We start from the raw sequence: 12,023 nt of genomic DNA, 5'->3' as shown, positions 1-12,023 counted from the left end.
AAAAGATATTTTTCGTCATATAAAAATTTTTAAGACAAACAAAAGCTTACAATAAATATAAAAGATATGAAAATAAGTTATCTTTATGACTTGCAAAAAAAATAGAATGATACTATAATACTATTAGCACTTAAAGAGACCGAGTGCTAATTAAATAGTTTATAATTTTTATTATACAAGGAGGGACTTATGGAACTTAAACCATTAGGCGACAAAGTCGTAATCAAAAAAATTGAATTGGAAGAAAAGACAGTATCTGGAATAGTTCTTCCATCTTCAGCAAAAGAAGAAACAAATATTGCAGAAGTAATAGCAATAGGAAGAGAAATACTTGATGATGACAAGACCAAAGATGAAATAAAAGTTGGGGACAAAGTATTATTTTCTAAGTATGCTGGCACAGAAGTTGAACTAGAAAGAGAAAAATTCATAGTCCTTAAATATCAAGATCTACTTGCAGTTGTAAAATAATAGGAGGTAGAAATGGCAAAAGAAATTAAATTTAGAGAAGACGCAAGAGAATCCATGATAAATGGAATCGACAAACTTGCAAATACAGTAAAGGTAACACTTGGACCTAAGGGAAGAAATGTAATCCTTGGTAAGGAATTCGGAGCTCCACTTATTACAAACGACGGAGTTTCAATCGCTCGTGAAATAGATTTAGAAGATGTATTTGAAAATATGGGTGCACAACTTCTAAAAGAAGTAGCAACTAAGACCAACGATGTTGCCGGGGATGGAACTACAACAGCAACCCTACTTGCACAAGCAATAATCACAGAAGGTATGAGAAACCTAGCAGCAGGAGCAAACCCAATGATCCTTCAAAAAGGAATTAAAAAGGCAGTTGAAGCTGCGGTTGAAAGCATAAAGGGATTCTCAAAGGTAGTTGAAACTAAAGAAGCAATAGCACAAGTTGCATCAGTTTCAGCAGCAGATGAAGAAATCGGTAGACTAATCTCTGAAGCAATGGAAAAAGTAGGAAGAGACGGAGTTATAACCGTTGAAGAATCTAAATCCATGGGCACAGAACTAGATGTAGTAGAAGGTATGCAATTTGGCAGAGGATACCTATCCCCTTACATGGCAACAGACCCAGATAAGATGGTAGCAAATCTAGAAGATCCATACATCCTTATTACAGATAAAAAGATCACAAATATCCAAGATTTACTTCCACTACTAGAACAAGTTCTACAAGAAGGAAGACCACTATTGGTTATCGCTGACGACATCGAAGGCGAAGCACTAGCAACACTTGTTCTAAACAAACTTCGTGGAACTCTAAACATAGTAGGAGTAAAGGCTCCAGGCTATGGCGACAGAAGAAAAGAAATGCTTCAAGATATTGCAATCCTAACTGGTGGACAAGTAATCTCTCAAGACTTAGGAATGGATATAAAAGAAGCAACCGTTGATATGCTTGGACACGCAAGCAAAGTAAGATGTGAAAAAGAACTTACAGTAATCGTAAACGGTGGCGGAGACAAGGATGAACTCGATAAGAGAATCGCACAAATTAAGAGCCAAATCGAACAAACAGAATCTGAATTTGACAAAGAAAAACTTCAAGAAAGACTTGCAAAATTAGCAGGCGGAGTTGCGGTTATCCATGTAGGAGCAGCAACAGAAGTTGAACTAAAAGAAAGAAAACTTAGAATAGAAGATGCTCTATCAGCTACAAGAGCAGCAGTTGAAGAAGGAATCGTGCCAGGAGGCGGAACCGTTCTTATCGACTCAATGAAAAAAGTAAAAGAAGTAGCAGAAGCATCCGTTGGCGATGAAAAGACAGGAGTAGAAATAGTACTTCGTGCATTAGAAGAACCTGTTAGACAAATCGCAGCAAACGCAGGACTTGAAGGATCAGTAATCGTTGAAAAGATAAAATCAGAAGCTGAAGGAATTGGATTTGACGCTCTAAACGAAGAATATGGAAACATGATTGAAAAAGGAATCGTAGACCCAACTAAGGTAACTAGATCTGCACTACAAAACGCAGCATCAGTAGCAGCTATGATTCTTACAACAGAAGCAGCAGTTGGACCAATTAAAGAAGAAGCACCTGCAATGCCACCAATGGGCGGTATGCCAGGAATGATGTAATAAACGATTAGGAAGGCGAAAGTCTTCCTTTTTTTATGCAAAATTTTTGGAAATTTGTGCAAAATTATTTTTTTGAAAATTTATACGGAAATATATCTTTTATAAAGAGTTAGACAAAATCCATGCGATTATCAGATTACAGAAATTAAAAAATTAATTTTGAAGAGTCTTATTTAAACCTCTACCCTTTAAATTTAAAGGTTTAATTGATAGAATAATCTTGAGGTGAAGAATGTACTACGCAGTTAAAAATGGAAGAAACCCAGGGATCTATTCCACCTGGGATGAATGTAAGAGAGAAGTTACAGGTTTTAGCGGTGCAGCCTACAAAAAGTTCAAAACTTTTGAAGAAGCAGAAAGCTATTTAGGAATTATAGAAGAAGAAATAAAGATAAAAGATATAGATGAGCTAAAGAGTGACGAAATCTTAGCCTATGTGGACGGAAGTTATAGAAAGGAAGACCATTCCTATTCCTACGGAGTCTACCTCTACTCAGAAGGCGTAGAAGAAAAGTATAGTGCTAGATTTTTCGACGAAGAAAATGCAAAATCTAGAAATGTCTCAGGAGAATTAAAAGGCGCAATCATCGCCATGAAAAGAGGTGTGGAGCTTGGATACAAAAAAATGTACCTTCACTACGACTACAGAGGCATAGAGGATTGGGCACTTGGGAACTGGAAGACGAATCTGGATTTAACGAGAGAATACAAGAAGACCTACGACGAAATCAAAAATAAAATGGAAGTTAAGTTTATAAAAGTCGATGCCCATACAGGAGTTTATTACAACGAACTGGTGGATAAATTGGCGAAGGAGGCAAAATGAGAAAATCTTGGGATGAATATTTTATGGAAATAACAGAGATGGTAGCCACGAGAAGCACCTGCGACAGAGCCTTTGTAGGTTGCATCTTAGTAAATAAGGACAATAGAATCGTGTCCACAGGCTATAACGGATCCCTATCAGGAAATAAATCCTGCGACGAGATCGGTCACACCATGAGGGATGGCCACTGCATCGCCACCATCCATGCAGAGATGAATGCTCTTCTCTATTGTGCAAAGGAAGGCATCAGCGTCAAAGGTTGCAAATGCTATGTAACACATTTTCCATGTCTAAATTGCACCAAGGCTCTACTCCAAGCAGGCATAACAGAAATCTACTATAAAGACGACTACAGAGTGGACGAATACGCCCTAGAATTAATCAAAAACAACAAAATAAAATTAGTAAACATGAAATAGGGGTATAGGATTATTGGGAGGTAAGATATGAAAAATTTTATAAAAGAATTTAAAGAATTTATAGCGAGAGGAAATGTGCTAGACCTAGCAATAGGGGTAATCATCGGGGGTGCCTTTGGTAAAATCGTATCTTCTCTAGTAGATGATATAATTATGCCACTAATAGGAGTAATAACAGGTGGAGTTGACTTCACTCAAAAGTATATTGCACTAGATGGCAACACCTATGAAAGTCTTGCAAAGGCAAAGGAAAGCACAGCAGTATTCGCCTACGGAAACTTTATACAAAATATTGTAAACTTTTTAATCATAGCACTTGTAATATTTATTATTATTAAAAATGTAAACAAGATTCAAAGTTTAGGCAAGAAAGAGGAAGAAGCTGCAGCACCTACTACAAAAGAATGCCCTTACTGCAAGAGTGAAATACCTATAGAAGCTACAAGATGTCCACATTGCACATCAGAACTTAAATAATGGAAAACATTGAGAAAATAAAATCTAAAATTGAAAATCACTTTCCAAAACCGGTAGACAACAAAAGTAGCTACTCGGTTTTGATTCCTTTAATAGAAATAGATGGAGAGCTTCACATACTCTACGAAAGACGAGCGAAAACTCTAAGAAAACAACCTTATGAAGTGTCTTTTCCAGGCGGAGCAATAGATTTTGGTGAAAGCCCAAAAGAAGCAGCCATAAGAGAAACATCAGAAGAACTCCTCATAGGAAGAGACAAGATAGAAATAATCGGAAGATCTGACTACCTTGTGAAGCCAGAGCTCTTAACTATCTACACCTATGTTGGAATAATTAAGGAAGATTACAAAAGAATAATTCCAAATAAAGATGAAGTGGAATATATCTTTACAGTGCCACTTAAATATCTCATGGAAAATAGTCCGAAAAGTTATCCCATCGAACTTAAAATTGAAAGGACCACGGGATTTCCCTACGAACTAATTCCAGAGGCGAAGAAGTACAAAAGACGCCTAGAAGTTGAAACTGTGGAGACCTATGAGTACGGAGATAATTTGATCTGGGGATTTACCGCAAAGATGACCAGAGCCTTTATAGAAATATTAAAAAACGAATAATCCGGAGATCGGATTTTTTGTTATCAAAATGTAATGGAAATGTAATATAAAAATAAGAATGGCTGTAACAAGCCATTTATTTGCGTTACTGTAAAAAAGCTGTATAAAAATAAAAAAATATTGTTACAGAACAAAATGGCTTAAAATAGCGAAAATTTTTAAAATTACTTCTAAAAGTAACAAAAGAGTTACAAAAATTTGACATATAAATTAATATCATATATACTTCAAAAAGAATTAGTTACAAAATGGTAACTAAGAAGGAGGTATTATGAACAAATCACATTCTTCTAAGCCAGTGAAGAGATTCCTCATAGTGACCTTGCTACTTGTTATGGCAATCACCATGGGTTCTTCATTAGTAAAAGGGAAAAATGTAATTTTGAACATTAATGGTCGAGAAAAAACATTATTAACTTATTCAGCGACGGTTGAAGAGCTAATTACAAAAGAAAAAATTGAATTAAAAGAAAAAGACTTGGTTGAACCTAAGAAGTCTTCTAAAATCGAAGAAGGCATGACTATTTATATCAAATCACCAAGATCCATTACAATATACGATGGAAACAAAACAGTTATTGAAGAAGCTCAAGGTGCTACCACCAAAGAAGTCCTAGAATATCTAGGAATCAAATTAAATAAGCTCGACAGAACTGAACCAAAACTTGACGAATTAGTAGATAATAAAATTACAATAGCAAGAGTTACGACAGAGACCAAACAGGTTGAAGAAGTAGTTCCATTCGATGTTCTTGAAAACTTAAATAAAGAACTTGAAAAAGGAAAGACAAATGTCATAACTCCAGGTGTAGATGGAAAGAGAATCGACACAATCGAAACTACATATGTAAATGGAAAGCCAGAAGGCTCACAAATTCTATCAAGCGATGTAGTTGTGGAACCTATCACAGAAGTCCGTGAAGTAGGTTCAAAAGTTATTGAAGATCAAATTCCAGCAGGCGAATTTAAAGGCGAAGAAGTAGTAGCAGTCTATATTATGGAAGCTACAGCATACGATCCAACAGCAGGCTCAAAGACCGCAATGGGAACTAGAGCAAGAGTGGGAGCTGTGGCGGTAGACCCAAGAGTTATAAAACTTGGATCTAGACTATACGTCGAATCAATGGACGGATGGCCAAGCTACGGATACGCAACTGCAGAAGACACAGGTGGAGCGATAAAAGGTAAGAGAATAGACCTATTCTTTAACTCAAATGCTGAGGCTCTTAGATTCGGCAGAAGAAACGTAAAAGTTTACGTTTTAAAGTAAATAATAAAAATTAAAATTAGAGGCAGAAGCCTCTTTTTTTTATGAAATTTTCTGGAAATAAATTTTTAGATTAAAATTGTCTAAGATTTTAAAATAAGAAGGATAAGTATATCTTCCTTAGAAAATAAAAACTGATGGTTATATATGTTAAAATAGAAAAAAGGAGGAGCTATGAACAAGTTAATTAAAATAATAATGATAATTCTACTTGGGGTGGCGCTATTCTTTGTAAATGCATTCTTTGGAAATCCAATTTCAAAAGCCTTGGCAAGTAGAGCAGCGAATAAGTACATAGACGAAAACTACAAGGATTACAAATTAAAGAGAGATAAAATCTTCTACAACTTTAAAACCGCATACTATACTGTAAGGCTTCAGGATGAAAATAGCGAAGACACCAAGTTCGAAGTGGCGTTTGACAGCCTCGGTCGCTTTAAATCTGATAGTTTTTTTGATATTAAGTTCAACACTTGGCTTAGATTTGAAGATGAGCTTCGAAATTACGGCAAAGAACTTGCTAAAAAGGAAAATCTTCCTTTTAAACTAAATCTAATCTTATCAGATGAAAAAGATTATAATGAACTTACCTTAGACGAAAAGGTAGACTTCGACCACTTTCCTTTTAGGGTAGAGGTAAATGTATTTGGATATGCAGAAGAACCAACCAAAGAAATAGCTATAAAGTATTTACAAGAAGCATCCAAAACCATGGAAAAGACACATCTAGAAATAAAGAGTTATTCAATCATCCTAGTTCCAGAAAAAAATAGAAAAGAAGATGGAGAGGCGCTGGATTGGAAAGGTGCTTTAACTGTCCATAATATACCTAAGGAAAAGATGAATGATCTAACCACAGAGTATTTAGACGAACTGATTGAAGAAGGAAATCAGCCAAAAGATAATTAAATTACCATAAAATATATTTGAGTTAAAAGAAAAAAACTGGGTATTAATACAGGGAGAGGATAAAAGGAGGTAATTTAATTGAAATTAACAGAAACAATTCAATCAGGTGACTGGAAAAACGAAAAACACGTACCAGCACTACACGTAGAAAGATGTTGCGAAGAAGGAATCAAAATCGTAGCAGAAGTTGGTGAAGATATTGCTCACCCAAATACTTTAGAACATCACATTTCTTGGATCAAAGTATTTGTAAAACCAGAAGGAGCTAAATTCCCTATCGAAGTAGGATCATACGAATTTAAAGCTCATGGTGAAGAAGAACTATTTTCAGTTCCAAAAGTAACTGTAAACGTAAAATGTCCTAAGAAAGCAACAGTATACGCACTAAGCTACTGCAACATTCACGGACTTTGGGAAAATTCAGTAGAATTCGAAGGATAATATAAATAAACCGGCTAAGCCGGTTTTTTTAATGCCCATTTTTATGTAAGATTTTATTATTAAAATTTAAAACTTTAAAACATTATGCTATAGACCATAAATTAAGTATAAAAATTTTAAAAGATTCATAACAATTACTAAGAATGATTAAATGATATAATATTATAAACAAATTGGATTTATTTATGGTGGTATATGAAAAAGATATTAATAATTGAAGATGACAAAAATTTAAATAAAGGACTTTCTATAGCTTTAAATAAAGATTATGAGGTTTTCTCTGTAAACACAATTAGTGAAGCTAAAAATTTTATTGATGATGCGGATTTGATTTTACTCGATATGAATTTGCCGGATGGAGATGGGCTTGAAATAATAAAATATACTAGACAATCTTCATCGATTCCTATAATAGTTTTATCGGCTATAGATCTAGAAGCATATATAATCTCAGCCATAAATTTAGGGGCAGACGACTATCTAACAAAACCTTTTTCTTTGGGAATATTAGAAGCAAAGATAAAAAGAGCTTTTGAAAAAATAGTGTCTAGTGATTTAAATCTTTATAAGAAAGATGGTTTAGACTTTAATTTCAATGAAAATACTTTCTATGTAGATAATAAAAATATAGATCTCACAAGAACAGAGACAAAAATTTTATACTACCTGATAAAAAACAAGTCTCAAGTTATTACTAAGGAGTTACTTTTTGATTTTGTTTGGGGAATAGATGATGAATTTATTGATCAAAATACACTGAGTGTCAACATTTCTAGAATAAGAAACAAATTAAAACCCTATGACCCAATAGAAACAGTATTTGGAGTTGGTTATAAATGGAATTTTTAATAGGTCTTTTAGCTCTTATAATTGGAATTATTTTATATAAATATATTGTCTTGAGAAGTGAGATGAGTGAACTCTCAGACTATATTGACAAGGCTTTGGATGGAAATTTAGAAATTACAGAATTTGATGAAAAGGAATTATCTAAAATAAAATCAAAACTCATTAAATTCTTATATGCCAGCCAAGTAAAAGAAGCGAAAATAAATACAGAAAAAAGTAAAACAAAAGATTTAATAGCAGATATATCACACCAAACCAAGACGCCCATTACCAACCTTTCATTATACATTAGTCTTTTAGAAGATGATCCGAAAGATGAGTATCTTGAAATTATAAAGTATGAACTTAATAAACCAGAATTTTTAATTCAAAACCTAGTAAAATCTTCTAGGCTAGAATCCGATATTATTTCCTTACAAAAACATCAAGCAAATTTAAAAGACATAGTAGAAGATGTTTTGAGAGAATTTAAAGTAATATTGAATGAAAAATGTATAAGCATAAATTTAAAAGACGAAGACTTAATTTTCAATTTGGACGAAAGATGGCTTAAAGAAGCCATTCACAATCTAGTAGATAATGCTATAAAATACTCGCCAAATGGTTCTACAATTAATATTTCAGTTTATAAATCTTACCTAAACTATAATTTAGACATAGAAAATGAGTGCAAAGACCTATCAGAAGAAACTTTGCCAAAGATATTTGAAAGATTTTATAGAGGAAAAAATTCAGTTTCCAAGGACGGTTTGGGTTTAGGTCTATTTATAGCCAGAGAAATTATAGAAAAGCATGGCGGAAATATAAGAGCGTCTTTAGACGAAAATAGAATAAAATTTTCAGTAGACTTCCCCTTGTGAGAAGTCTTTTTTCTTACAAAACTGTAAGAAGTCTTGTAAGTACTTTGTAAGATATAAGTGTTATATTAAATTTGAAGAGGTGATAGATATGCTAAAAGTAGAAAATTTAAAAAGATATTATAAAACAAATGACGTGGAAGTAAGAGCTCTTGACGGAGTATCTTTCGATGTGGAAAAAGGAGAATTTATTTCTATAATAGGAGCATCTGGATCTGGTAAATCAACCCTATTACATTTATTAGGAGGACTTGATTATCCTACAAGCGGAAAAGTTTTAATTGATGATACCGACATTTATGCATTGAAAGATGATGAGAGAACCATTTTTAGGAGAAGAAATATTGGTTTTGTCTTTCAAGCATATAATCTTTTGCCCATGCTAAATGTATATGAGAATATAATTATTCCCTTTGGTCTTGATGGAGACAAAGTAGATAAAAAATATGTGGATTCAGTAATAGACATTCTAGAGATAAGTGATCAAAAATATAAAATGCCTAATGAATTATCAGGTGGACAGCAACAAAGGGTTGCCATAGCAAGAGCCTTGGTTACCAAACCATCTTTAATACTAGCTGATGAACCTACAGGTAATTTGGATTCAAAATCATCATCCCAAGTTGTTTACTTACTAAAAAAGATTAATAAAGAGCTTGGAAATACTATTCTTATGATTACTCACGATGATGCCGTAGCTCAAGCTGCAGAAAAAACTCTAAGGATAGAAGATGGAAAGCTGGTGGGAAAAAATGAAAGTCAAAAATAGAGCTTATATTAAACGTTTAGCAAAAAATATTTTAAATGCTAATAAAAGTAGGAGAAATATTCTCTTATTAGCAATTGCTTTGACTTCTATACTATTTACAAGTCTATTTTCCGTAGCCTTAGGTTTAGGAAAAAGCATGGAAACCCAAACGATGAAAACTGTGGGGTCGATCAGCCACGGATCATTTAAAGAACTGTCTAACAAAGATATAGAAGTTTTATCCAAGGATAAAGATATAAAGGAATTTTCAATAAGAGAGAAAGTTGGTATTCTTGATGATGAAAAAATAAGTGCAGAACTATCCTATATAGATAACAATGGATTTGAGTGGTCACTATTTGACAATGTCAATGGAAAGTATCCCGAAAGAGAAGATGAAGTATTTATAGATATAACCACTGCAAAGAAACTAGGCTACAAAGGTGAAGTTGGAGAAAAAATAAAAGTACCATTTAATATAGAAAAACCTTACACTGGAGAGATCATAGAAAAGAAAATGGGAAATTTTGTTATATCTGGAACATATCAAAGTCCAATAGATTCCAACGTTGGTGTAGGACAAATTTACTTATCGAAAGCTTATGTAGATAAATTATCCCTTCCAAAAAATAATAAAGATTTGGAAGTAATGCTAAAAAACTCTTTTATGATAAAAGATAAACTCTTAAAAATAGCAGAGAGGAATGGATATAAAGTAGCAGATAGCCCTGGAAATTTATCTGATAAAGAAATAAGAATTGGTGTTAATTTTGCTTATATTTTATCTAGAGGTGATAACGCAGACTTTTTGATATTTTTACCCGCATTACTTTTATTAATTTTAGTAATGATTGCAGGATTTTTAATTATCAATAATATATTTAAAATATCTGTAAATGAAGATATAAATTTAATAGGACTGCTTAAAACAATTGGTATGACAAAAGTTCAAGTTAAAAAGCTTGTTCATTTAGAATCTTTTATAGTTTCTATCCCATCTATAATAATAGGAAATGCCATAGGTATTTCTATTGGTAAAATAATTTTAAATAAAATATTTTCTTCTAATGTAATGCTAGCGAATATAAATCTATCATTAGCCTTAATATTATTAGTTATACTTTTCTCTACCATATTTACTTTATTAACTGTTTTTCTATCAGTTATGAGTCCAGCAAAATATGCAGCTAAAATTTCACCAATAGATGCTAGTAAATATAATGAAACTCAAGTAAAAAAGAAATACAAAAGTAATTCTATTTCACTAGGAAAACTTGCAAAAAGACAGGTTTTTTCAAATAAATTTAGATTTATATCCATAGTTCTATCTATTAGCCTTTCTGCTGTTATTTTGAATAGTGTCTTAACTTATACAGGCAATATTGATCTAGAAAAGGGGATTTCTGATGTAATTGCAACGGACTATAATATAGCAAGCCCAAAATATTTTAGGTATATGTACTCAGGAAGTGAGGACGGTATTAATGAAAAGTATATCGGCGAAATAGAAAATCAAAAGGGATTTAAAGCTGGGGGAGCTTTATACTATTATGGTTATGAATACGCTTATCCAGATATAAAAATAGAAGACAATAAAGTTGCTCCAATATTATTGGGAATAGATGACTATTTAATAAACAAACAAAATTTTATAGATGGAGAATTTGATAAAGATAAATGGAATAACGGATCGTATGTCATTGTAGGTGAAGATAGCGATAAGAAATCTTCATTTAAAGCAGGCGATAAAATAAAGATCAAAGTAAAAAACAGCATTAAAGAAGTCCAAATTATGGGAAAGATTAATTATAATTTTTCCGATGGATTGAGATATTATCCTATTATCCAGGAAAATCAATTTGATGAGTCTAGCCCTGAGTTAGATTTAGAATATTTTTATTTAAATCCTAATTTGTACAAAGAACTCACAGGAGATAAAAGTATAATGTCCTATGGATTTGATGTAGAAGATAGTGAAAAAGAAAATTTTGATAAGTTATTAAAAACTTTTGAAAATGAACCAGGATTTTCCTATGACTCAAGAGATCTTCAGATAAAGTCTTTTAAAGATTTCAAAAATCTTATAGAATTTGTGGGTTATAGTTTATCTATAGTATTATTCTTAATATCTGTGCTTAACTTTATTAACGTTATTGCTACTGAAATATTAAGAAACATGGTTAACTTATCAATCCTTGAAGCAATTGGAATGACAAAGAAAAATATTAAAAAATATTTGGTGAAAAAGAATTTGATCTATTCTTTATGTGGCTTAGTATTTTCTTTCATCATTATGCTTCTTGTAGATAAATACATCTTGATAGATTTTATGGAACAAACTAAGTGGACTTCCTATAAATTTGTAATCATGCCACTTATACTTGTGAACTGTGTAAATATTATAATTGGAATACTATTTACTGGTAGGTTCTATGAAAAACACAGCCAAAACAGTGTTGTGGATAGAATAAGAAATATAGATTAAAAAAAGGCTAGGAATATTTTTT

Annotated in this window: 13 protein-coding genes; all 13 read left to right on the top strand. The window is 32.4% G+C overall.

All coding sequences use genetic code 11. The features are described from left to right. The first annotated feature begins 189 nt into the window (after positions 1 to 189). The 13 genes from HMPREF1252_RS08895 to HMPREF1252_RS08835 all read left to right on the top strand — a co-directional run bounded on the left by HMPREF1252_RS08895 (position 190) and on the right by HMPREF1252_RS08835 (position 12,001). Positions 190 to 471, top strand: a complete 282-nt coding sequence (locus HMPREF1252_RS08895; protein ID WP_008901207.1) for a co-chaperone GroES — start codon at positions 190 to 192, stop codon at positions 469 to 471. Between the two features lie 12 nt (positions 472 to 483). Then, entirely contained in the window at positions 484 to 2,106 is a 1,623-nt protein-coding gene (gene groL, locus HMPREF1252_RS08890; RefSeq protein ID WP_023060315.1) for a chaperonin GroEL, read from the top strand. A gap of 232 nt (positions 2,107 to 2,338) precedes the next feature. Continuing rightward, positions 2,339 to 2,932 (top strand): viroplasmin family protein, encoded by a 594-nt coding sequence (locus tag HMPREF1252_RS08885; RefSeq protein WP_008901209.1) that lies wholly within the window; start codon positions 2,339 to 2,341, stop codon positions 2,930 to 2,932. Next, on the top strand, positions 2,929 to 3,351 hold the full coding sequence (locus HMPREF1252_RS08880) for a cytidine/deoxycytidylate deaminase family protein (protein ID WP_008901210.1): 423 nt from the start codon (positions 2,929 to 2,931) through the stop codon (positions 3,349 to 3,351). The genes HMPREF1252_RS08885 and HMPREF1252_RS08880 overlap by 4 nt, the downstream gene beginning before the upstream one ends. Positions 3,352 to 3,378: 27 nt before the next feature. Continuing rightward, positions 3,379 to 3,828 carry a large conductance mechanosensitive channel protein MscL gene (gene mscL / locus HMPREF1252_RS08875; protein WP_008901211.1) on the top strand — a complete coding sequence of 150 codons (450 nt, stop codon included), beginning with the start codon at positions 3,379 to 3,381 and terminating at the stop codon, positions 3,826 to 3,828. Continuing rightward, positions 3,828 to 4,445 (top strand): CoA pyrophosphatase, encoded by a 618-nt coding sequence (locus HMPREF1252_RS08870; RefSeq protein ID WP_023060283.1) that lies wholly within the window; start codon positions 3,828 to 3,830, stop codon positions 4,443 to 4,445. Before mscL ends, HMPREF1252_RS08870 begins: the two co-directional genes overlap by 1 nt. 271 nt (positions 4,446 to 4,716) lie before the next feature. Continuing rightward, positions 4,717 to 5,715 carry a 3D domain-containing protein gene (locus HMPREF1252_RS08865; protein WP_023060290.1) on the top strand — a complete coding sequence of 333 codons (999 nt, stop codon included), beginning with the start codon at positions 4,717 to 4,719 and terminating at the stop codon, positions 5,713 to 5,715. A 171-nt stretch (positions 5,716 to 5,886) separates the two neighbouring features. Beyond that, positions 5,887 to 6,621: a hypothetical protein gene (locus HMPREF1252_RS08860; RefSeq protein WP_023060288.1), complete on the top strand. Its 735-nt coding sequence runs from the start codon at positions 5,887 to 5,889 to the stop codon at positions 6,619 to 6,621. A 78-nt stretch (positions 6,622 to 6,699) separates the two neighbouring features. Continuing rightward, entirely contained in the window at positions 6,700 to 7,062 is a 363-nt protein-coding gene (locus HMPREF1252_RS08855) for a class II SORL domain-containing protein (RefSeq protein WP_008901215.1), read from the top strand. Positions 7,063 to 7,257: 195 nt separating this feature from the next. Continuing rightward, positions 7,258 to 7,911, top strand: coding sequence for a response regulator transcription factor (locus HMPREF1252_RS08850; protein WP_023060306.1), 654 nt, complete (start codon positions 7,258 to 7,260; stop codon positions 7,909 to 7,911). Beyond that, complete coding sequence (locus tag HMPREF1252_RS08845; RefSeq protein WP_023060347.1) at positions 7,899 to 8,771, top strand: sensor histidine kinase KdpD; 873 nt, start codon at positions 7,899 to 7,901, stop codon at positions 8,769 to 8,771. Before HMPREF1252_RS08850 ends, HMPREF1252_RS08845 begins: the two co-directional genes overlap by 13 nt. Before the next feature lie 88 nt (positions 8,772 to 8,859). Further along, entirely contained in the window at positions 8,860 to 9,537 is a 678-nt protein-coding gene (locus HMPREF1252_RS08840) for an ABC transporter ATP-binding protein (RefSeq protein WP_036747208.1), read from the top strand. Further along, positions 9,500 to 12,001: an ABC transporter permease gene (locus HMPREF1252_RS08835; RefSeq protein ID WP_023060332.1), complete on the top strand. Its 2,502-nt coding sequence runs from the start codon at positions 9,500 to 9,502 to the stop codon at positions 11,999 to 12,001. Before HMPREF1252_RS08840 ends, HMPREF1252_RS08835 begins: the two co-directional genes overlap by 38 nt. Positions 12,002 to 12,023: the final 22 nt, after the last annotated feature.

Source organism: Peptoniphilus sp. BV3AC2, from assembly GCF_000478945.1.
In the GTDB taxonomy this organism is placed as follows: Bacteria; Bacillota; Clostridia; order Tissierellales; family Peptoniphilaceae; genus Peptoniphilus_B; species Peptoniphilus_B duerdenii.
Note: the sequence above shows the minus strand (reverse complement) of the source record. Positions and strands in the feature narration are given on the sequence as shown.